Below are 20,316 nucleotides of genomic sequence, written 5' to 3'. Positions count from 1 at the left end.
AAGGGCCGACGCGGCCCGCACGATCATGCGCCGGCCGAGCCCCGGCGACCCGTACGGGGCCGTACCGACGGCGGTGCGGCCCTCGCGGGCTCCCCGCCGCGTGATCCTGCGGGCCGCCCCCCGCTATCCCGCACGTCATGTCGCCGTAACCGGCGATTCAGACGGGCTTGCGACGCTCGCGCAATGAAACCCGCCGTGCCAGAGCCCTCGCCGCCCGCAGAGGCGACCGCAGCCGTGCTCCCGCCCGCGCTTTCCGACGCGCCTGTCTCGCTCCCGGCGCGGAAGAATGGGTTCATGAGCCAGCCAGACACCCAGGCAGCCGCGCCGGTCCCGCCGCTCCAGCCCTCCGTGGGCTCCATAGCCGCCCACCGGTCGCACACCGTGGCCGCGCCGGTCTCCGATCTGGACCCCGACCTGGACGCCGACCTCGACTCCTACGAGGCGGCCCCGGGCGAGGGCGCCGAGCAGTTGCCGCAGGGCCGGTTCCTCGACCGGGAGCGCAGCTGGCTCGCCTTCAACGAACGCGTCCTGGAACTCGCCGAGGACCCGAACACACCGCTGCTGGAGCGGGCGAACTTCCTCGCGATCTTCGCCAGCAATCTGGACGAGTTCTTCATGGTCCGCGTCGCCGGCCTCAAGCGCCGCATCGCCACCGGCGTGGCCACCCGCTCCGCCTCCGGGCTGCAGCCGCGCGAGGTGCTGGAGATGATCTGGGCCCGCTCGCGCGAGCTGATGGCCCGGCACGCCGCCTGCTTCCACGAGGACGTCGCCCCCGCCCTCGCCGAGGAAGGCATCCACCTGGTCCGCTGGCACGAGCTGACGGACAAGGAGCAGGCCCGCCTGTTCACGCTGTTCCGCCAGCGCATCTTCCCGGTGCTCACCCCGCTGGCCGTGGACCCCGCGCACCCCTTCCCGTACATCTCCGGCCTGTCCTTGAACCTGGCCGTCGTCGTGCGCAACCCGGTCACCGGCCACCGGCACTTCGCCCGGGTGAAGGTGCCGCCGCTGCTGTCCCGCTTCCTGGAGAGCTCCCCGGGCCGCTACGTCCCCCTGGAGGACGTCATCGCCGCCCACCTGGAGGAGCTGTTCCCCGGCATGGAGGTGCTGGAGCACCACACCTTCCGGCTCACCCGCAACGAGGACCTGGAGGTGGAGGAGGACGACGCCGAGAACCTGCTCCAGGCCCTGGAGAAGGAGCTGATGCGGCGCCGCTTCGGGCCGCCGGTGCGCCTGGAGGTGGAGGAGTCCATCGACCGCGAGGTGCTGGACCTCCTCGTGCGCGAGCTGAAGATCTCCGAGGCGGAGGTCTACCCGCTGCCCGGCCCGCTGGACCTCACCGGCCTGTTCCGCATCCACAGCCTGGACCGGCCCGAGCTGAAGTACCCCAAGTTCGTCGCCGGCACCCACCGCGACCTGGCCGAGGTCGAGTCGGCGACCCCGCCGGACATCTTCGCCGCGCTGCGCAGCCGCGACATCCTGCTGCACCACCCCTACGACTCCTTCTCCACCTCCGTCCAGGCCTTCCTGGAGCAGGCCGCCGCCGACCCGGACGTGCTGGCCATCAAGCAGACCCTTTACCGCACCTCCGGCGACTCCCCGATCGTGGACGCCCTCATCGACGCCGCCGAGTCCGGCAAGCAGGTCCTGGTCCTGGTGGAGATCAAGGCCCGCTTCGACGAGCACGCCAACATCAAGTGGGCGCGCAAACTGGAGGAGGCCGGCTGCCACGTCGTCTACGGCCTGGTCGGGTTGAAGACCCACTGCAAGCTGTCCCTGGTGGTCCGCCAGGAGGGCGACGACACCCTGCGCCGCTACAGCCACGTCGGCACCGGCAACTACCACCCCAAGACCGCCCGGCTGTACGAGGACCTCGGCCTGCTCACCGCCGACCCGCAGGTCGGCGCGGACCTGTCCGACCTGTTCAACCGGCTCTCCGGCTACTCCCGCCGGGAGACCTACCGCCGGCTGCTGGTCGCCCCCAAGTCCCTGCGCGACGGTCTGATCTCCCGGATCAACAAGGAGATCCAGCACCACCGCGCCGGACGGCCCGCGTTCATCCGCATCAAGGTCAACTCGATGGTCGACGAGGCGGTCGTCGACGCCCTCTACGGCGCCTCGCAGGCCGGGGTGCCGGTCGATGTGTGGGTGCGCGGCATCTGCGCGCTGCGTCCCGGCGTGCCAGGCCTGTCGGAGAACATCCGGGTCCGCTCCGTCCTCGGCCGCTTCCTGGAGCACTCCCGGGTCTTCGTCTTCGGCGGGGGCGGCGAGCCGGAGGTGTGGATCGGCAGCGCGGACATGATGCACCGCAACCTCGACCGCCGCATCGAGGCCCTGGTCCGCGTCACCGACCCCGCCCACCGGGCCACCCTCAACCGGCTCCTGGAGACCGGCATGTCCGACACCACCGCCTCCTGGCGCCTCGGCCCGGACGGCGAGTGGACCCGGCACGCGGTCGACGGGGACGGCCAGCCCCTGCGCAACATTCAGGAGATGCTCATAGACGCCCGGAGGCGCCGGCGTGGCACAGCGACACCTTGACCCGACGGACCCCGCGGCCACCGGTCCGGTGCCCGCCGACGCCCTCGCGGCGTATCTGCGGGCCCAGGCCACGGAGTTCCTGCGGGCGCTGCGCCTGCACCGGGAGACCGGCGGCGGCGCGGCCGGCGCCACCGCCGAGTCCCTCGACGCGGCCCGCGCCCTGCGCCGCTCGGCCCGCCGCATCAGCGGCAGCCTGCACACCTTCCGCCCGCTGCTGGAGGAGACCTGGGCGGAGGAACTGCGCCCCGAACTGGCCTGGGTGTCGGGCACGCTGGCCCGCGAACACGCCTACCAGGACCGTCTGGAGCGGCTGTTGCTGGCTCTGCAGCGGCTGTCGCCGCAGACCCCGGCGCGCGGCGACGCGGTGACCGCGCGCCGGGGTGCCCCGGCAGTCGCCCTGCCCGCGCCGGCCCTCCCCGAGCGCGGCACCGGCACCGGCAACCTCACCGTGGGCGCCGCCAAGGCCGGCGCCCTGCTGGACCGTCAGCTCACCCTCGCCCGCACCCGCGCCCACTCCGCCGCCCTGCAGGCCCTGGGCTCCGCCCGCTTCCACGCCGTCGCGGACAAGGTCGCCGTGCTCGCCAGCGACGTCCCCCTCACCCCGGCCGCCCGCACCACCGACCTGCGCGAGGCGGCCCGCGCCGCCGAGGAACGCCTCACCGACGCCGTCGCCGCCCTGCCGCTGGTCACCGCCGGCAGCCCGTACAACGCCGCGGCGCTGGCCGCCGGCCTGTCCCCGGACCCGTCCCCGCACCCGCAGGACGCCCCCTGGCACCAGGTCCGGCTGCTGCTGCGCCTGCACCGGTACGCCCGTGAGGTGCTGCACGGCGCCGGCGAGGTCCCGGTGGACGTACGGCTGCCGGCGGCGGGCCGGGCCCTGGACCGGCACCGCGACGCCTCGGAGGCGGCGGCCGCCGCGGCCGCCGCGGCCCGCACCCCGCGCATCGCCCCGGCGACGGCGTACGCGCTCGGCGTGCTCCACGCCGACCAGCGGCACGAGGTGGAGGCGGCCCGCTTCGCCTTCCAGCAGGCCTGGCTCAAGCAGCCGGTCGGCGCCGGCCGCGGGGGCGGTGACCCCTGGTGACCTCCGCGCACGACGGTGTCGTCCGCGCGGCCGGCTGTGTGCTGTGGCGCCGCTCGCCGGTGGACGGCGCCCTGGAGCTGTGCCTGGTCCACCGGCCCAAGTACGACGACTGGTCCTGGCCCAAGGGCAAGCTCGAACGCGGTGAGGACCCGCTCGCGGGCGCCCTGCGCGAGGTGGCGGAGGAGACCGGGTACACGGCCGTGCCCGGCGCGGAACTGAGCACCGTCCACTACATGGCGGGCGGCCGCCCCAAGCAGGTGCGGTACTGGGCGGCCGAGGCAACCGCGGGCCGTTTCACCCCCACCAAGGAGGTGGACCGGCTGCGGTGGCTGCCGCCGGACGCCGCGCGGGCCCGGCTGACCCAGTTCCGCGACCGCGCCCTGATCGACGAGGTGCTGGCAGCGGTACGCCCGGCCTGAGCCCGAGCCGTCCGTCGGCCCGCCCGCCCGCACACCGAACGGCCGCGCCGCACGGGCGCGTTCGCGCCGCCCTCATCGCCGCTCAAGCCCCCCGCATTCCCGGACGCGCCCCTCACGCCTCCCGTGCGTGCGCCTCCGCGTCCGTGCGGGCCAGGCTGCGTGCCCGGCGGGCCGGGCCGCGCCAGCCGCAGCTGCACCGGGCCAGGCAGAACCGCCCCTGTTCGACGGTCACCGTGCGATGTGCGGGCTCTTCCCCGGGGTGCTCGGGACGTGCGGGCCGCTCCGGCTGCTGCTGCCGCCGGGCGAGGCCGGTCCCCTCTTGTCGCGCCACGGTGACGACGCTAACCGGTCCAGGTGAACGGCGGGTTGCCGCGTCCGCGTGCCCGGCCCGGGGCGTGACGGCGTTCCCTACCGGTCGTTAACCGGACGACCCGTCGTCGAGCCGAACGACGCGGGGCCCGACGGACGCGAGCGGCTGGGGGTAGGCGGGCGATGGCTGAGGGGCAGCGGCGGCAGACGGCGGCGGTGCTCGCGGCGGGTCTGGTGATCTGCGCCGGTGCCACCGGATGCTCCGGTGGCGGTGCCGCCGCCCAGGACGCGCGCGCGGCCACCGACCCGGTGCAGACCCTGCGCCAGGCCCCCGACGCCCTGCGCGAGGCGGGCAGCGCGCAGGCCCGTACGTCGATGGAGATGGCGACCGGCGGGACCCGGGTGACGATCCGCGGCGAGGGCGGATACGACTTCCGCCGGCAGCGCGGCCGGCTGACGGTGGTGCTGCCGCAGGACCCGACCGGGACCCCCGAGCACCAGCCGATCACCGAACTCCTCGCCCCCGGCGCGCTGTTCATGAAGAACCGGGGCGCGGGCGTCCCGGCCGACAAGTGGGTGCGGGTGGAGACGGCCACGCTGTCCGACGGCAATCTCGTCACCGGCGGCGCCACCGACCCCTACGCCGCGGCCGAGGTGCTGCGCGGCACGCGCACGGCGGACTTCGTGGGCGACACCCAGGTGGCGGGGGTCGCGGTGCGGCACTACCGCGGCACGGCCGACCTCGCGCTGGCGGCGCGCAGCGCCGCGGCGTCCGACGCGGCGGCGCTGCGGGCGGCGGCGAAAGGGTTCGCCACGGCCGAGGTCCCGTTCGACGTCTACCTCGACGACCAGGGCCGCGTCCGCAAGCTGCGCCAGCGCTTCGCCTTCGTCAACGGCCGCCGCGAGAACACCGTGGCGGTCTTCGCCACCACGCTGCTGTACGCGTTCGGCACCCCGGTGAACGTGACGCTGCCGGAGGCGAAGGACATCTACACCGGGCGGATCGCCGCACCCTGAACCGGCGCCGGACCGGCCGGAAATGACCGGCGAACTAGCCCTTCCGTGCCATGCGCGGCGCACGGCCCGCTCCCTACCCTGGGTCCTGTCGCCGCGTCCTGCTGCCACCGCCGCCCCGGCCCGGGGCGCACGGCGGCAGGCCCGGACGGCGACGGGACCCGGCATCCGGTGACGGCGGAGAAGAGGTGGTGCGCGTGGCTCCGGTCGGCGGTACGACGGTGCAGGACCACGTGGCCCTCGCCGAGATCGAGCTGTGCGGAGAGCTGATCATCGCCGCCTCGGCGGCCCACGAGCGGCTCAGTCTGGAGAGCATCGACGAGGTGCTGCGGGTCGCCGAGGAACGCCGCGGCGACACCGCCTGACCCACCCCCGGGCCGCTCAGGTGCGCAGCAGCCGCCCGATCGCCTTGGTGGCCTCCTCCACCTTCGCGTCGATCTCGGCGCCGCCCTTGACGGCCGCATCGGCCACGCAGTGGCGCAGGTGCTCCTCCAGCAGCTGCAGCGCGAAGGACTGCAGGGCCTTGGTGGAGGCGGAGACCTGGGTGAGTATGTCGATGCAGTAGACGTCCTCGTCGACCATCCGCTGCAGCCCGCGGATCTGCCCCTCGATCCGGCGCAGCCGCTTGAGGTGCTCGTCCTTCTGCTGGTGGTAGCCGTAGGTGGCGTGCTCGTGCCCGTCCCCGGACGTGTCCTGAACGGTGGCCCCGGAGGGCGCCGGCACGTCGGCCTCGGTGGTCGTCATCGCGTCCTCCCTGTCGGTACACCGTCATAAGGCCCCGGGGCCCGAATATACCCCTGGCGGGTATATCGTACCGAATTTTCCGGGGGAGGGGCCCCTCACGACCGACCACCGTTGGCGATGGGCGACACTGGGGAACGGCCCCCTGAGAGCCCCTGGCTCTTAGCCGTGGCCGGATGATGCGCTTAGCATCACCCTGACCGAAACCGAAGCACCCCGAGGACCCCACGTGCGCTTTCGTCTGACCCCCAGGGAGACGAGCTTCTACGACATGTTCGCCGCGTCCGCGGACAACATCGTCACGGGCTCGAAACTCCTGATGGAACTGCTCGGGGCGGACGCTTCCGCCCGGGCCGAGATCGCAGAGCGTATGCGGGCCGCGGAACACGCAGGCGACGACGCGACGCACGCGATCTTCCACCAGCTGAACTCCTCGTTCATCACGCCCTTCGACCGCGAGGACATCTACTCCCTCGCGTCGTCCCTGGACGACATCATGGACTTCATGGAGGAGGCCGTCGACCTGGTCGTCCTCTACAACGTCGAGGAACTGCCCAAGGGCGTCGAGCAGCAGATCGAGGTGCTGGCCCGGGCGGCGGAGCTGACCGCCGAGGCCATGCCGCACCTGCGCACGATGGACAACCTCACGGAGTACTGGATCGAGGTGAACCGCCTGGAGAACCAGGCGGACCAGATCCACCGCAAGCTCCTCGCCCACCTGTTCAACGGCAAGTACGACGCGATCGAGGTGCTCAAGCTGAAGCAGATCGTGGACGTACTGGAGGAGGCGGCGGACGCCTTCGAGCACGTGGCGAACACGGTGGAGACCATCGCGGTCAAGGAGTCCTGAGGCGTCCATGGACACCTTCGCTCTGATCCTGACCGTTCTGGTCGCCCTGGGCTTCGCCTACACCAACGGATTCCACGACTCCGCCAACGCCATCGCCACCTCCGTCTCGACCCGCGCGCTGACCCCGCGGGCCGCGCTGGGCATGGCCGCGGTGATGAACCTCGCCGGCGCCTTCCTCGGCAGCGGCGTCGCCAAGACCGTCAGCGAGGGCTTGATCGAGACCCCCGCCGGCGGCCAGGGCATGGGGATCCTCTTCTCGGCGCTGCTCGGCGCGATCGTCTGGAACCTGATCACCTGGTACTTCGGCCTGCCCTCGTCCTCCTCGCACGCCCTGTTCGGCGGCCTGGTCGGGGCGGCCCTCGCCGGCGGCACGGCCGTGCACTGGTCGGGCGTGGTCGACAAGGTCGTCACCCCGATGTTCCTCTCGCCGGTCGTCGGCCTGATCGTCGGCTACCTGGTCATGACGGCCATCATGTGGATCTTCCGCCGGACCAACCCGCACAAGGCCAAGCGCGGCTTCCGCATCGCGCAGACCGTCTCGGCGGCCGGCATGGCGCTCGGGCACGGCCTGCAGGACGCCCAGAAGACCATGGGTGTGGTGGTGATGGCCCTGGTCATCGGCGGCGTCGAGACCTACGGCGACCCGATCCCGGTGTGGGTGAAGCTGGTCTCCGCCCTGATGCTGTCGCTGGGCACCTACGCGGGCGGCTGGCGCATCATGCGCACCCTGGGCCGCAAGATCATCGAGCTGGACCCGCCGCAGGGGTTCGCGGCGGAGGCCACCGGCGCGTCGATCATGTTCGGCACGGCGTTCCTGTTCAAGGCGCCGATCTCCACCACCCACGTGATCACCTCGGCGATCATGGGCGTGGGCGCGACCAAGCGGGTCAACGCGGTCCGCTGGGGCGTGGCGAAGAACATCGTGCTGGGCTGGTTCATCACCATGCCGGCCGCCGCGATCGTCTCCGCGGTCGTCTTCTGGGTGATCAACCTGGTGTTCCTGTAGGAGGCCGCCCGCACGGGCGGGCGCACGACGCGCGGGCCCGCCCCCGGATCACGGGGGCGGGCCCTTCTGCGTCCTCACGGTGGCACCGCCATGCAGCACCGCGAGGGGTCCGAGAACGTCCGGGGCCGCTCGCCGGTCAGCCGAAGCGGCCGGAGATGTAGTCCTCCGTCGCCTGCACCGAGGGGTTGGAGAAGATCCGCTCGGTGTCGTCGATCTCGATCAGCCGGCCCGGCTGGCCCACCCCGGCGAGGTTGAAGAACGCCGTACGGTCCGACACGCGCGCCGCCTGCTGCATGTTGTGCGTCACGATGACGATCGTGAACCGTTCCTTCAGCTCGCCGATCAGGTCCTCGATGGCGAGCGTCGAGATCGGGTCCAGGGCGGAGCACGGCTCGTCCATGAGCAGCACCTTCGGCTCGACCGCGATCGCGCGGGCGATGCACAGCCGCTGCTGCTGACCGCCGGAGAGCCCGGCGCCCGGCTTGTTCAGGCGGTCCTTGACCTCGTTCCAGAGGTTGGCGCCCTTGAGCGACTTCTCGACGACGTCGTTCAGCTCGCTCTTCTTCGTGACGCCGTTCAGCCGCAGCCCGGCGGCCACGTTGTCGAAGATCGACATGGTGGGGAAGGGGTTCGGCCGCTGGAAGACCATCCCCACCTCGCGCCGCACCGACACGGGGTCCACCCCGGCGCCGTACAGGTCCTCGGCGTCCAGCAGCACCTTGCCCTCGACCCGGCCGCCCGGGGTGACCTCGTGCATCCGGTTGAGCGTGCGCAGGAACGTGGACTTGCCGCAGCCGGACGGCCCGATGAACGCCGTCACCGAACGCGGCTCGATGGTCATCGAGATGTCCTCGATCGCCTTGTGGGCACCGTAGTAGGCGGTGAGCCCGCTCACATCGATTCGCTTGGCCATGATTACTTCTTCACTTCCGGTCGTCTCAGTCGCTTCTCGGGCCGCGTCAGCGACCGGTCTTGGGCGCCTTCCAGCGGGCGATGCCGCGCGCCACCAGGTTGAGGATCATCACGAAGGCGATGAGGGTGAGGGCCGCCGCCCAGGCCCGGTCGTAGGCCGCACCGGAGCCGGAGCTGTTGGCGTACTGCTGGTAGATGAACAGCGGCAGCGAGGCCTGCGGGTCGCTGAAGGGGTTGGAGTTGATGAAGTTCGTCCCCCACACCAGCAGCAGGACGGGAGCGGTCTCACCGGTGATGCGCGCGATGGAGAGCATCACGCCGGTGGCGATGCCGCCGAGCGAGGTCGGCAGGACCACCTTCAGGATGGTGCGCCACTTCGGGATGCCGAGGGCGAGGGAGGCCTCGCGCAGCTCGTTCGGCACGAGCTTGAGCATCTCCTCGGTGGAGCGGACCACCACGGGCATCATCAGGATCGCCAGGGCGAGCGAGCCGGCGAAGCCGGAGTAGCCCATCTTGAGGATCAGGATCCAGAAGCTGAGGACGAACAGGCCGGCGACGATCGAGGGGATGCCGGTCATGACGTCGACGAAGAAGGTGACGGCCCGGGCGAGCGCCCCCCGCCCGTACTCCACCAGGTAGATCGCGGTCAGCACACCGATCGGCACGGCGACCACGGTGGCCAGGCCCACCTGCTCCAGCGTGCCGAGCAGGGCGTGGTAGATGCCGCCGCCGGGCTCGGTGTCGGCGACGCCGGCCATGGAGTGGCTGAGGAAGTAGCCGTCCAGGACCTTCACGCCGCGCTTGACCGTGGCCCAGATCAGGGAGGCCAGCGGGATGACGGCGAGCAGGAAGCAGACCCAGACCAGGCTGGTGGCGATGCGGTCCCTGGCCTGCCGGCGGCCCTCCACGCGGGCGGCGACGACGTAGGTGCCCAGGACGGCGAGGATCGCGGCGATCAGCCCCCACTGCACCTTGCTGTGCAGGCCCGTGCCCAGGCCGATGGCCACGGCGACGACGATCGAGGCGGCGATGACGGCGAGCGGGAACCACCGGGGCAGGCTGCCGCCGCGCAGCGAGCCGGTGGTGCGGTCGGTGACGGCTGGCGTGCTCATGCGTTGGCCCCCGAGTACTCCTTGCGGCGGTTGATGATCATGCGGGCCGCGCCGTTGACGAGCAGGGTGATCACGAACAGCACGAGACCGGAGGCGATCAGCGCGTCCTGGCCGAACTCGGTGGCCTCGTTGAACTTGCTCGCGATGTTCTGGGCGAAGGTGCCGCCGCCCGGGTCGAGCAGGCTGGCCTGGATGTCGAAGGTCGGGGAGAGCACGGTGGCCACGGCCATCGTCTCGCCCAGCGCACGGCCCAGGCCGAGCATGGAGGCGGAGATCACACCGGAGCGGCCGAAGGGCAGCACCGCCATGCGGATCACCTCCCAGCGCGTGGCGCCGAGGGCGAGGGCGGCCTCCTCGTGCATGCGCGGCACCTGCCGGAAGACCTCGCGGCTGACGTTGGTGATGATCGGCAGGATCATGATCGCCAGCAGGATGCCCACGGTGAGCAGCGAGCGCGGCGCGCCGCCCTGCCAGGACAGGATCCCGGTCCAGCCGAGGTAGGCGTCGAGCCAGCCGTACAGGCCGCTCAGGTGCGGTACGAGCACCAGGGCGCCCCACAGGCCGTAGACGATCGAGGGCACGGCGGCCAGCAGATCGATCACGTAGGCGATGGGGCCGGCCAGCCGGCGCGGCGCGTAGTGGGTGAGGAACAGCGCGATGCCCACGGCGACCGGGACCGCCAGGGCCATGGCGACGATCGAGGAGACGACCGTGCCGAAGGCGAGCACGGCGATGCCGAACTTCGCCGGCAGCAGGCCGGTGTTCCACTCGAAGGTGGTCAGGAAGTTGCCGTCGTCCTTGCTGATGGCGAGGGCGGCCCGGTAGGTGAGGAAGACCGCGATCGCGGCCATGATCACCAGGAGCAGGATGCCCGACCCGCGGGACAGGCCGAGGAAGATGCGGTCGCCGGGGCGGGTCGCGCCCCTCGCGGCGCGCTTGCCGACGGCCGTGCTCGGCGCCGCGAGCGGCGGAGCGGGGTCTGTGTGCTGTGTGGATATCTCCATCGGGTTCTCCGGTCTGCGGAGCCTGCGTCGTCTCGCGGCTCCTGGCGGCGGTGCACCGGACGGTGCGGCCGGGTCCCGTGCGTACAGCGGGACCCGGCCGCACGCTCAGCTCAGCTCAGGCCCTCGATGGTGGTGCGGACCTTGGCGATGATCTCGTCGGGGATCGGCGCGTAGGAGGCGCCGGTCAGCTGCTTCTGGCCGTCCTCGGAGGCGATGTAGGACAGGAAGGACTTCACGGCCGGCAGGGTGGCGGCCTTGTTGCCCTTGTCACAGGCGATCTCGTAGGTGACCAGGGTCAGCGGGTAGGCGCCGTCCTCCTTGGGCGCGTAGTTCAGCTTCAGCGCCAGGTCCTTGCCGGTGCCGGTGACCTGCGCGGAGGCGATGGCCTTGGTGGCGTTCTCGACGGTGGCCTTGGCCGGGGTGGCGGCGTCGGTCTTCAGGTCGACGGTCTTGACGCCGTCGGAGGCGTACGACAGCTCGAAGTAGGAGATCGCGCCGGAGGTCTGCTTGACCTGCTGGGCCAGGCCCGAGGAGCCCTGCGCGGACTGGCCGCCCTTGGCCTGCCAGGCCTTGCCGCCCGAGTACGGCCAGTCGCTCTTGGCGGTGGCGATCAGGTACTTGGTGAAGTTGTCCGTGGTGCCGGACTCGTCGGAGCGGTGGAAGGCCTGGATCTTCAGGTCGGGCAGCTTGGCGCTCGGGTTGAGCTTCTTGATGGCCTCGTCGTTCCAGTTGGTGATCTTGCCGTTGAAGATCTTGGCGATGGTCGACGGGTCGAGGGTGAGGCTGTCCACGCCCGGCACGTTGAAGCCGATCGCGATCGGGCCGCCGACCATGGGCAGGTCGATGGCCTGGCCGCCGGAGCAGACCTTCTTGGACTGCTCGATCTCCTCCGGCTTCAGCGGCGAGTCGGAACCGGCGAAGGCGGTCTGGCCCTGGAGGAACGCGGTGATGCCCGCGCCCGAACCGGTCGGGTTGTAGTTGATCTGCACGTCCTTGCAGGCCTGGCCGTAGTTCTTGACCCAGGCGTCGATGGCGTTCTTCTGCGCCGACGAACCGGACGCCTGCAGCTGGCCCTTGGCGCTGTCGCACTTGACCGAGCCCGGGGCAGCCGCGGCGGAGGAGCTGCCGGAGCCGCCCTCCTTGCCGCTGTTGTTGTCGGAGCCGCACGCCGTGAGGGCCAGGGCGCCGGAGACGGCGAGAGCGCCGAGAGCGAGGGCCCGCCGGTTCATGCGCTGAAGCTTCACTTGAAAGAGTTCCTTCCAGGAGCCGCCGTCCTGATCGGCGGCGTGCGAAGAGTGAGGGACGCCGATGCGCCGAGATGCGCGCATCAGCACCGGGTACGGCCGAAATTAGGCAGAACAGGTGAAGCCGCCGATGGCCGGAAGTGAACGAGGGGTGAACCCCTGCCGTCGGTGCGGTGAGATCACGGAATGCTCACGGGGAGGGCACGCGAAGGTTCCGGTGCGCGCGGAACACCGCGGCACTCCCGCCGCCGTGCGGTAGGCGCGCAACCACCCGGCCCGCACGCTCGTCTCGCTCCACGACGGCACGGGCGGGGAGGGGACGGCATGGAACGGCGTGCGTTCATCGCGAGCGGTACGGTCCTGGCGGCGGCGGTCGTGACGGCCGCGTGCAGCGGCGCGACGGCGGGGGCGGCCGGCCACCCGGCCGGCTCCTCGGCCACGGGACCCATCCGGCCCCCGGCCACGGCCCGCACCCGGCTTCCGGGCGCCCGCACCGGCGTCGCCGCCTCCTGGTCGGCCCTCGCCCGCTCCCTGGACGGCACCCTGCTGCGCCCCGGTGACACCGGCTGGAGCACCGCCCACCAGCTGTACAACACCCGCTTCGACAGCCTGAAGCCGACGGCGATCGCCTACGTCGCCCACGCCGACGACATCCGCACGGTCCTGTCCTACGCCCACGCCCACCGGCTGCGCGTCGCCGTCCGAGGCGGCGGCCACTCCTACGCCGGCTGGTCCTCCGGCGACGACCGCCTCGTCGTGGACGTCTCGAAACTGAACCAGGTCAGGGCGAGCGGCACCTCGGCGGTCGTGGGCGCCGGTGCCAAGCTCATCGACGTCTACCGCGCGCTCGCCGCGAAGGGCGTGACGATACCCGCCGGCTCCTGCCCCACCGTCGGCGTCTCCGGCCTGGTCCTCGGCGGCGGCCACGGCGTCGTCTCCCGCGCCTACGGGCTGACCTGCGACAGCCTCACCCAGGCCACGATCGTCACCGCCGACGGCCGGCAACTGACCGCGAACTCCCAGGAGAACGCGGACCTGTTCTGGGCACTGCGCGGCGCCGGCAACGGCAACTTCGGCGTCGTCACCGAACTGCGCTTCCGCACCCACCCCGCGCCCCAGGCCGTGTCGGCCTACCTGACCTGGCCGTGGTCGCGGGCGGCGGCGGTGGTGACGGCCTGGCAGGAGTGGGGCCCGGGCCAGCCGGACGAGATCTGGTCCTCCCTGCACCTGTCGGGCACCCCCGGCGCCACCCCCGCCGTCTCCGTGGCCGCCTTCTCCCTCGGCACCTACGGCGAACTGCAGAACGCGGTGGACCGTCTGGCCGCGCGGATCGGCGCCTCCGCGTCCGGCGTGTCGTTGAAACGGCACTCCTACGAAGGGGCGATGGAGGCGTACGCGGGCTGCTCGTCCTTCCCGACCGAGCCCCAGTGCCACCTGCCCGGCTCCACCCCGGGCCGCTCCCCCGAGGGCCGGCTCGGCCGCGAGACCTACGCGGCCCGCTCCGACTTCTTCGACCGCTCGCTCACCGCCGCCGGCGTCCAGGCCCTGCTGGCCCAGCTGCGCACGGTGCGCGGCGGCGCGGGCAGCATCGCGCTGACCGCGCTCGGCGGTGCCGTCAACCGCGTCGCGCCCACGGCGACGGCGTTCGTCCACCGCCGCTCGCGCATGCTCGCCCAGTACACAGCCTCCTGGACCCCCGGCACCTCCGGCGCCGCGGCCCAGTCCTGGCTGACGGCGGCCCACACCGCCATGCGCCCGTACGCCTCCGGTGCGGCCTACCAGAACTACACCGACCCCACCCTGTCCGACTGGCGCACGGCGTACTACGGGGAGGCGGCGCCGCGCCTGGCCCAGGTGAAGCAGACCTACGACCCGGACCGCTTCTTCACCTACCCGCAGGGGCTGTAGGGCCTCCCGCAGGGGCCGTACCCGGCACCGCGCACGACAGGCGGCCCCCGCCCTCGGGCCACGCGGCCGGGTCCCCCGTCCTCAGGAGACGCGGCCCGGTCCCCCGCCCTCAGGCTGCCAGGCCAGCTCCCCGCTGTCCGGCCACCAGAGGCGCTCCCCGGCCCTCAGGCCGCCAGGTCGCGTTCCTCCGCACAGGCCTGCTCCTCGTCCCGTGCCCCCGACAGCACCGCGCCCTGCCCGGTCTCCGCCCGGCGGGCCCGTACGAACCAGCCGCCCCACCGGGAGCGTTCCACCATCGTCAGCAGCGGCGTCAGCAGCGCCATGGCCACCGGCGACAGCAGCAGCGCCACCGCCGTGCCCAGCGCGAACCCGCCGACCACGTCCGTCGGGTAGTGCACGCCCATGTAGACCCGGCAGAACCCCTCCAGCAGCGCCAGCCCGATCCCGACCAGCCCGAACCGCCGGTTGGCCACGAACAGCGCCACGCCCAGGGCCATGGTGAGCGTCGCGTGGTCGCTGACGAAGGAGTAGTCGTTCTTGCCCTGGACCAGGACGTCCAGCCCCTGGTGGTCGGTGAAGGGCCGGGGCCGGGCCACGAACCCCCGGATCGGCACGTTCACCAGGACCGCGATGCCGGCCGCCAGCGGCGCCCACACCAGCGCGGCCACGGACGCGGCGGCGTCCTGCCCGCCGCGCCGGCGCACCGACCACCAGCACCACACGACCAGCAGCACCAGGGCGAGCAGCAGTCCGTACTCACCGACGTACTCCATGACCCGGTCGAACCAGTGCGGCGCGTCCTTGGCCAGGCCGTTGATGTCGTAGAGCAGGTCGACGTCGGGGTTCGACCCGGATTCGGCGAGTCCAGCCATCGTGCTGCGGCCCCTTCGTCGTTCGGTTCCGGGCGCACCCTGTGTGCGCCGCCCCTGACACCCCCGTGGTCGTAGATCCGCTTCCGCTGCACGCGCGTGCGACACGCGCCGAGTCCGACGTCCGCTTGGCTACGTCAACAGGAACGCACGACCCGGTTCCCCGCGTTCCACGCTCCACCGAATGATCACGCAGACGTTATCGAAGAGATACGCGTCGTCGCAGCTCAGGGGGGAGTTTCACACTCCGCTCACACCGCCGTGGGGAGCGCTTTTGCGCCATCTTCGGTGACCCGGGTGGCCCCGAAGTAGTCCGGCGTGTCGATCGGGTCGAACCGGATCACGGCCCCCGTCCTCGGCGCGTCGATCATGTACCCGCCGCCGACGTAGATGCCCACGTGCCGGATGGCCCGCGAGTTCGTCAGGTCGTCGGAGAAGAACACCAGATCGCCCGGCAGCAGCTCCTCCCGCTTGGGATGCGGCCCCGCGTTGTACTGGTCGTTGGCCACGCGCGGCAGCGTGATCCCCACGCTCTCGTATGCCGCCTTGGTCAGCCCCGAGCAGTCGAACCGTCCACCCTGGTCGGCGGTGCCGTTCCCGCCCCACAGATACGGCGTGCCCAGCTTGCTCTGCGCGTAGGCGATCGCACCGGCGGCCTGCTTGGAGGGATCGAGCCGGGTGACGGGGGCGGCGAAGCTCTTCTCCAGCGTCTTGATCGTCTTCACGTAGTTGCGGGTCTCCGCGTACGGCGGCACGCCCCGGTACTGGATGACGGCGTACGCCCCCGCGTTGTAGGCCGCCAGCATGTTCTGCGACAGGTCGCCAGGCACGTCCTTGACGTACCGCGCCAGCTCGCAGTCGTACGAGGCGGCCGACGGGATCGCGTCGTCCGGGTCCCACACGTCCCGCTTGCCGTCGCCGTCGCCGTCCACGCCGTGCGTGGCCCAGGTGCCGGGGATGAACTGCGCTATCCCCTCCGCCGCCGCCGCGGACCTGGCGCGGGGGTTGAAGCCGCTCTCCTGGTACAGCTGGGCGGCCAGCAGCGCCGGGTTGAGCGCCGGGCACAGGTTGCCCCACTTCTGCACCAGCGTCTTGTAGGCGGCCGGCACCGCCCCCTTGGCCAGCCCGACGGACCCGCCGCCCGCGACGTTGCCGCCCACCAGGTACACGCCGACGACGAGCAGCAGCACGAAGGACAGCACGCAGCCCACAGCAGCGATCGCGACGATCCACGCCCTACGCACCGTCAACCACCCTTCGCCGCCCGGCAGTCCGCTCGGGTCAGTTTAGGTGCGCGCCCGCAGAGTTCCAGGGCCGATCGCGCCGGGACACGGCACGATCCGGCCGCCCGCCACCGCGGCCGCCCCTCCCCCACCGCGGCCTCCTTCCCCTACCGCGGCCGCCCCACCGGCCACAGGCCGAAGGTGACGGCCTTTCACGGATCGGCGGCGGCCTCCTTGTACAACTCGGCCGCCACCGCGCCGAAGACGACGCTGTAGGAGGTGTCCGGCGTCGACCCGCCCTGCTCGTGCCCGCCGAGGACGCCGACGACCTGGTGCTCCCCGTTGATCCAGGGGCTGCCGCTGGTGCCGCCGGTGAACTCCGGGCAGTCGATGCGCTGCTGGGTGGCGCTGTGCCGCTTCGGCCTGTTCGTACAGCTGATCGGCGTCTCACGGGAGTCGGGGTAGCCGGTGACGGTCACCGCGGTCGCCCCGGTGGCCGCCCCGGTGACGAAGCGGTTGCCGCCGACCACGTCCTCGACGGCCTTGCCCTGCGCGCCCTTGTCGGGGGTGACCACGGCGAACGCCAGATCGCTGTCCTCGTCCTGGTCCCGGCTCCACCCCTCCGGCAGGAAGCGCCGCTCGACCTTCCACAGGCCGTACGGCGCCGTGCCGTCCCGGTAGCCGGGCGCGAACACCAGATCGGTGCCGTCGTCGCCCAGGCAGTGCGCGGCGGTCAGGACGAGGTCGCGCTGCGGGCTGTGCACCACCGAGGCGGTGCAGAAGTGGTTGCCGGTCAGGTCGTCGGCCCGGTCGGCGTCGAAGAGCGCACCGACGCGCGCGCTGTGCGCGGTGTCCGCGACGACCGCGGTCACCCCGAGCGGCCCGGGGGCGTCGGAGGCCGACGCGACGGAAGCCGACGTCGCGGCGATCAGCACCAGGCCGACGAACAGCGCGTAGGGCCGCGTGCGGGCGCGCCGGCGTACGTGACGTGCGGGACTGTGGATACCCGAGGTGCGGTTCATCAGCCCTCACTGTGGCCCACGAAGGTGAGAAACGAACCCCGACTTCCCTGAGATTTTCCTGTGAACCCCCCGTTCACCGCACAGCTCGTCCCCCGCACCCCGCTCGCCCCGGACTCGCCCCGCTCGGCAGGGCGGCAGGCGGCGCCGGGCGTGAGACCATCGACGCGTCCACTCACCCGACTGGCCGTCACCACCCATGCCGGACCGTGAAAAGTGTCAACGACGGAACCACACCCCGGGTTCCGCTCCGACCTCATTGCCCGGCGTGACCTGCCGTGATACACAGAGTGACCATACGTACAAAACCCGCCACTCAATGGCGCCAAGTCGACATACCCAGGCCCCGTTGTCGGCGACAATGAGGCCTGACCTCTGCACGTCCGCAGGGGACGCGGAACTACCCACCAGGGGCGGTGACTTACATGCTCTTTGCGGCCGACAAGGGAGACATCAACACCATCATCGGCGGTATCGCTCCGGACTGGGGCCCCTTCGGCAGCCTGGGCAACGAGGCGAAGGTGATGATCGAGGTGGTGATGGCCGTAGCCATCCTGCTCTGCCTCGGCATCGCCGTCTGGGGCGCCGCGAAGCAGCGCATCGGGGCGACCGCCCTGCGCGACACCTTCAGCGCCGAACAGGGCAAGGGCCTCATCATCGCCGGGCTGACCGGGGTGTTCATCATCGGCTCGCTCGGCACCCTGTTCACCATCGTGTACGGCATGGCGGTGTAGAGCACCGCTTCCCTGCCCGGCGCAGACCCGCGCACGCCGCGCACGGTGCCCCACCCGCGCCGTCCACCGGCCCCTCCGGGCGCGCCCGGTGCCTCCGCTGCCCCCACCTGTCCACCGTGCCCACCGGCCGAGGTTGCGTTTCCCTGATGTCGAGTCACCACACCGCGCCCGCGCGGGAACCAGCACGGCTACCGTCGTACTTCCAGGCGTTCCGCCACGAGGTCGAGGTCGAGGGGGCGTACCGGGCATGAGCCTCGGAGACGAGCACGGACACGGTGACCTGTCGCGCGCCGACGACGAGGCGTACGGCGGCCAGACCCGCACCCGGCTGCCCGAAAGAGCCGGCGACCCCTACGGCGGAGCACGGCGCGCCGGGCGCTCCTCCTCCCGCAGCATGATCACGGTGGTCGCCGTGGTCGTCCTCCTCATCGCCGCGATCGCCTTCGCCAACCGCGGCGGCGGCGACTCCACCACCGACGGCCGGGGCAGCGACCACGCACCCGAAGCGGCGGCCACCGCCCCGACCGGCAAGCGGCCCGTCACCACGAAGACCGGCGACATCCCCTCGGGCTTCGCCCACGACGAACAGGGGGCGCAGAGCGCTGCCGCGAACTACTCGGTCGCCCTCGGCTCCGCCGAGATGTTCGACGCCGCGCAACGACACCGGATCGTGAACACCGTCTACGCCCCGGACGTCGCCGCGCGCCGGCAGGCCGACCTGGACAACGCGTACTCGAACGAGACGTTCCTCAAAAACATCGGCCTCGACAAGGACGGCACGGCACCGGCCGGCCAGACCTTCATCTCCCGGGTCGTTCCCGTGGGCACGAAGACCGTCTCGCTGTCCGGGAACAGCGCGAGCGTCGCGGTCTGGTACACGTCGCTGTTCGGCCTGTCCGGAGAGGCGTCGACCAACCCGGTGTCCGAAAGCTGGTACACCACCACCTACCAGCTGACCTGGGTCGACAACGACTGGAAGGTCGTCGACTTCCAGCAGAAGGACGGTCCCGTGCCGGTGGGACGCGACCAGAGGGCCTCCACCGCCGACGACATGACGAAGGCCGTCGAGGAGTACGGAGGGTTCACGTATGCGCGCTAACCACCACGTCCTCAAGGTGGCGGCCGCCGTCACCGCCGTACAGACCGGCATGGTGCTGCTGGCCACCCGCGCCTTCGCCGCGCCGCCCACCCCGAGCGCGACGCCCTCGCCGTCGGCGAGCAAGGACGCGTGCGACCTGATCCGCGGCCCCGCCAAGGACTACTGCGAGAAGGGCAACGCACCCTCCGGCCAGAACGGCGTCACCACCGACCCCACCACCTCCCTCGACCCCCTCTCCTCCCTCGCCAAGGGCTGCGCCGACGCCGCCTCCTGGACCATCAAGAAGCTCAGCGAGGCCACCCAGGAGACCACCACCGTCGACTTCACCAACGGCCAGTTCGTGAAGCAGTACGCCGTCGTCTTCGCGGCCTCGGCCTTCCTCACCCTGCTCCTGTGGCTGCTGGCCGTCGCCAAGCGGGCCGTGCGCGGCGTACCGCTGACCACCGCGATCTCCGAAGCCGTCGGCTTCCTCTGGCTGACGGTGCTCGCCTCCGCCTTCACCCCGCTGATCCTCTACACCGTCGTCTCCGCCACGGACAGCATCAGCGACGTCCTCGCCAAAGCCACCGGCGACCAGACCGGCACCTTCTTCGGCACGTTCGCCGGCGCGCTGGACAAGGGCACGGACATCGGCGGCGGCCCCATCATGCTGATCCTGGTGTCCCTCGTCTCCATCCTCGCCGCGGGCGTGCTGTACCTGGAGCTGTTCCTGAGGGCCATCCTGCTGTACGTGGGCGCCCTGCTCGGCGTCGTCGTCTACTCCGGCCTCGTAGACAAGAACCTCTGGGGACACGTCCGCCGCTGGGCCGGCGTCATGATCGCCGTGATCATGGTGAAGCCCGTGATCGTCATCGTGCTCGGCCTGGCCAGCGCGCTGACCACGGACGACGGGCCGAACGCGCTCGGGGCCGTCGTCTCCGGCCTCGCCATCATCCTGCTCGCCATCTTCGCCTCGGCGATGATCTACCGCTTCGTGCCCGGCTTCGGCGACGAGATCGCCGCCGGCCGCAACAACCGCATCATGCGCGGCGCCGAGAACAAGGCCGCCGCCGTCATCAGCTCCCCGGCGACCCTCGTCGCCCAGGGCATCAAGACCCACAGCACCCGGGCCGACAGCAACGGCACCGGCGGCGGCACCCAGTCGTCCGCCCCCCGCCCGGCCAACCCCGCCTCCGGCGGCGTGGCCGCGCACAGCTCGCGCGTCCCCGACGGCGGCGGGTCCGTCCCGGCC

At 71.8% G+C, this 20,316-nt stretch carries 20 protein-coding genes; 11 read left to right on the top strand and 9 right to left on the bottom strand.

Features of this window, described 5'->3' with window-relative positions; genetic code table 11:
• Nucleotides 1-183 precede the first annotated feature (183 nt).
• From GV126_RS16235 to GV126_RS16225, 3 genes are read left to right on the top strand one after another with little or no spacing between them, the layout of a single operon-like run.
• Entirely contained in the window at nucleotides 184-2,538 is a 2,355-nt protein-coding gene (locus tag GV126_RS16235) for an RNA degradosome polyphosphate kinase (RefSeq protein WP_159667164.1), read from the top strand.
• On the top strand, nucleotides 2,519-3,622 hold the full coding sequence (locus GV126_RS16230) for a CHAD domain-containing protein (protein ID WP_159667161.1): 1,104 nt from the start codon (nucleotides 2,519-2,521) through the stop codon (nucleotides 3,620-3,622). Before GV126_RS16235 ends, GV126_RS16230 begins: the two co-directional genes overlap by 20 nt.
• A complete protein-coding gene (locus GV126_RS16225; RefSeq protein ID WP_159667158.1) occupies nucleotides 3,619-4,041 on the top strand; it encodes an NUDIX hydrolase in 423 nt (140 codons plus the stop codon). The genes GV126_RS16230 and GV126_RS16225 overlap by 4 nt, the downstream gene beginning before the upstream one ends.
• 112 nt (nucleotides 4,042-4,153) lie before the next feature.
• Here GV126_RS16225 and GV126_RS16220 read toward each other — a convergent pair whose 3' ends face one another.
• On the bottom strand, nucleotides 4,154-4,372 hold the full coding sequence (locus GV126_RS16220) for a hypothetical protein (protein WP_159667155.1): 219 nt from the start codon (nucleotides 4,370-4,372) through the stop codon (nucleotides 4,154-4,156).
• Between the two features lie 161 nt (nucleotides 4,373-4,533).
• Between GV126_RS16220 and GV126_RS16215 the strand changes: the two genes are divergently transcribed.
• On the top strand, nucleotides 4,534-5,367 hold the full coding sequence (locus tag GV126_RS16215) for an SCO4651 family lipoprotein (RefSeq protein ID WP_159667152.1): 834 nt from the start codon (nucleotides 4,534-4,536) through the stop codon (nucleotides 5,365-5,367).
• A 194-nt stretch (nucleotides 5,368-5,561) separates the two neighbouring features.
• The gene (locus GV126_RS35815; RefSeq protein ID WP_201299959.1) at nucleotides 5,562-5,729 is read left to right on the top strand and encodes a hypothetical protein; all 168 of its coding nucleotides are present in this window, start codon (nucleotides 5,562-5,564) and stop codon (nucleotides 5,727-5,729) included.
• A 16-nt stretch (nucleotides 5,730-5,745) separates the two neighbouring features.
• Here GV126_RS35815 and GV126_RS16210 read toward each other — a convergent pair whose 3' ends face one another.
• On the bottom strand, nucleotides 5,746-6,108 hold the full coding sequence (locus GV126_RS16210) for a metal-sensitive transcriptional regulator (protein ID WP_159667149.1): 363 nt from the start codon (nucleotides 6,106-6,108) through the stop codon (nucleotides 5,746-5,748).
• A gap of 226 nt (nucleotides 6,109-6,334) precedes the next feature.
• Here GV126_RS16210 and GV126_RS16205 point away from each other — a divergent pair, with 226 nt between their 5' ends.
• A complete protein-coding gene (locus tag GV126_RS16205) occupies nucleotides 6,335-6,955 on the top strand; it encodes a DUF47 domain-containing protein (RefSeq protein ID WP_026252685.1) in 621 nt (206 codons plus the stop codon).
• Nucleotides 6,956-6,962: 7 nt separating this feature from the next.
• Nucleotides 6,963-7,961: an inorganic phosphate transporter gene (locus GV126_RS16200; RefSeq protein ID WP_159667142.1), complete on the top strand. Its 999-nt coding sequence runs from the start codon at nucleotides 6,963-6,965 to the stop codon at nucleotides 7,959-7,961.
• 136 nt (nucleotides 7,962-8,097) lie between these two features.
• On the opposite strand, the gene pstB is transcribed toward GV126_RS16200, so the two are convergent.
• The 4 genes from pstB to pstS form a co-directional block, all read right to left on the bottom strand.
• The gene (gene pstB / locus GV126_RS16195; RefSeq protein ID WP_159667139.1) at nucleotides 8,098-8,874 is read right to left on the bottom strand and encodes a phosphate ABC transporter ATP-binding protein PstB; all 777 of its coding nucleotides are present in this window, start codon (nucleotides 8,872-8,874) and stop codon (nucleotides 8,098-8,100) included.
• A 46-nt stretch (nucleotides 8,875-8,920) separates the two neighbouring features.
• Nucleotides 8,921-9,985, bottom strand: a complete 1,065-nt coding sequence (pstA, locus tag GV126_RS16190) for a phosphate ABC transporter permease PstA (RefSeq protein WP_159667136.1) — start codon at nucleotides 9,983-9,985, stop codon at nucleotides 8,921-8,923.
• On the bottom strand, nucleotides 9,982-10,989 hold the full coding sequence (gene pstC, locus GV126_RS16185; RefSeq protein WP_159667133.1) for a phosphate ABC transporter permease subunit PstC: 1,008 nt from the start codon (nucleotides 10,987-10,989) through the stop codon (nucleotides 9,982-9,984). The genes pstA and pstC overlap by 4 nt, the downstream gene beginning before the upstream one ends.
• A 110-nt stretch (nucleotides 10,990-11,099) precedes the next feature.
• Nucleotides 11,100-12,233 carry a phosphate ABC transporter substrate-binding protein PstS gene (gene pstS / locus GV126_RS16180; protein ID WP_236570018.1) on the bottom strand — a complete coding sequence of 378 codons (1,134 nt, stop codon included), beginning with the start codon at nucleotides 12,231-12,233 and terminating at the stop codon, nucleotides 11,100-11,102.
• Between the two features lie 324 nt (nucleotides 12,234-12,557).
• Here pstS and GV126_RS16175 point away from each other — a divergent pair, with 324 nt between their 5' ends.
• Nucleotides 12,558-14,141: an FAD-binding oxidoreductase gene (locus GV126_RS16175; RefSeq protein WP_159667130.1), complete on the top strand. Its 1,584-nt coding sequence runs from the start codon at nucleotides 12,558-12,560 to the stop codon at nucleotides 14,139-14,141.
• 164 nt (nucleotides 14,142-14,305) lie between these two features.
• Here the strand turns inward: GV126_RS16175 and GV126_RS16170 are convergent, their stop codons facing one another.
• From GV126_RS16170 to GV126_RS16160, 3 genes are all read right to left on the bottom strand, one after another.
• On the bottom strand, nucleotides 14,306-15,013 hold the full coding sequence (locus GV126_RS16170; protein WP_159667126.1) for a phosphatase PAP2 family protein: 708 nt from the start codon (nucleotides 15,011-15,013) through the stop codon (nucleotides 14,306-14,308).
• Nucleotides 15,014-15,261: 248 nt separating this feature from the next.
• On the bottom strand, nucleotides 15,262-16,254 hold the full coding sequence (locus GV126_RS16165) for a C40 family peptidase (protein WP_159667123.1): 993 nt from the start codon (nucleotides 16,252-16,254) through the stop codon (nucleotides 15,262-15,264).
• Nucleotides 16,255-16,445: 191 nt separating this feature from the next.
• The gene (locus GV126_RS16160) at nucleotides 16,446-17,255 is read right to left on the bottom strand and encodes a trypsin-like serine peptidase (protein WP_159667120.1); all 810 of its coding nucleotides are present in this window, start codon (nucleotides 17,253-17,255) and stop codon (nucleotides 16,446-16,448) included.
• Nucleotides 17,256-17,677: 422 nt separating this feature from the next.
• Here GV126_RS16160 and GV126_RS16155 point away from each other — a divergent pair, with 422 nt between their 5' ends.
• The 3 genes from GV126_RS16155 to GV126_RS16145 form a co-directional block, all read left to right on the top strand.
• Nucleotides 17,678-17,986, top strand: a complete 309-nt coding sequence (locus tag GV126_RS16155) for a DUF8827 family protein (protein ID WP_014673544.1) — start codon at nucleotides 17,678-17,680, stop codon at nucleotides 17,984-17,986.
• 247 nt (nucleotides 17,987-18,233) lie between these two features.
• On the top strand, nucleotides 18,234-19,085 hold the full coding sequence (locus tag GV126_RS16150) for a DUF8175 domain-containg protein (RefSeq protein WP_185947310.1): 852 nt from the start codon (nucleotides 18,234-18,236) through the stop codon (nucleotides 19,083-19,085).
• The coding region (locus GV126_RS16145; protein ID WP_159667117.1) for an energy-coupling factor transporter transmembrane component T family protein at nucleotides 19,075-20,316 on the top strand (1,242 nt) is incomplete at its 3' end. The genes GV126_RS16150 and GV126_RS16145, both read left to right, overlap by 11 nt.

Origin of the sequence: Streptomyces mexicanus (assembly GCF_902506575.1) — a bacterium.
GTDB classification, from domain to species: domain Bacteria; phylum Actinomycetota; class Actinomycetes; order Streptomycetales; family Streptomycetaceae; genus Streptomyces; species Streptomyces mexicanus.
The sequence above is the reverse complement of the archived record's forward strand: the minus strand, read 5'-3'. Positions and strand labels throughout refer to the sequence as shown.

Bases quoted from the DNA above. Each gene is read 5' to 3' on its own strand.
- GV126_RS16215 (WP_159667152.1), top strand. From the start codon at position 4,534: ATGGCTGAGGGGCAGCGGCGGCAGACGGCGGCGGTGCTCGCGGCGGGT.
- GV126_RS16210 (WP_159667149.1), bottom strand. From the start codon at position 6,108: ATGACGACCACCGAGGCCGACGTGCCGGCGCCCTCCGGGGCCACCGTT.
- pstA (WP_159667136.1), bottom strand. From the start codon at position 9,985: ATGAGCACGCCAGCCGTCACCGACCGCACCACCGGCTCGCTGCGCGGC.
- pstC (WP_159667133.1), bottom strand. From the start codon at position 10,989: ATGGAGATATCCACACAGCACACAGACCCCGCTCCGCCGCTCGCGGCG.
- GV126_RS16200 (WP_159667142.1), top strand. From the start codon at position 6,963: ATGGACACCTTCGCTCTGATCCTGACCGTTCTGGTCGCCCTGGGCTTC.
- GV126_RS16155 (WP_014673544.1), top strand. From the start codon at position 17,678: ATGCTCTTTGCGGCCGACAAGGGAGACATCAACACCATCATCGGCGGT.
- GV126_RS16150 (WP_185947310.1), top strand. From the start codon at position 18,234: ATGAGCCTCGGAGACGAGCACGGACACGGTGACCTGTCGCGCGCCGAC.
- GV126_RS16160 (WP_159667120.1), bottom strand. From the start codon at position 17,255: ATGAACCGCACCTCGGGTATCCACAGTCCCGCACGTCACGTACGCCGG.
- GV126_RS16175 (WP_159667130.1), top strand. From the start codon at position 12,558: ATGGAACGGCGTGCGTTCATCGCGAGCGGTACGGTCCTGGCGGCGGCG.
- GV126_RS16170 (WP_159667126.1), bottom strand. From the start codon at position 15,013: ATGGCTGGACTCGCCGAATCCGGGTCGAACCCCGACGTCGACCTGCTC.
- GV126_RS16235 (WP_159667164.1), top strand. From the start codon at position 184: ATGAAACCCGCCGTGCCAGAGCCCTCGCCGCCCGCAGAGGCGACCGCA.
- pstB (WP_159667139.1), bottom strand. From the start codon at position 8,874: ATGGCCAAGCGAATCGATGTGAGCGGGCTCACCGCCTACTACGGTGCC.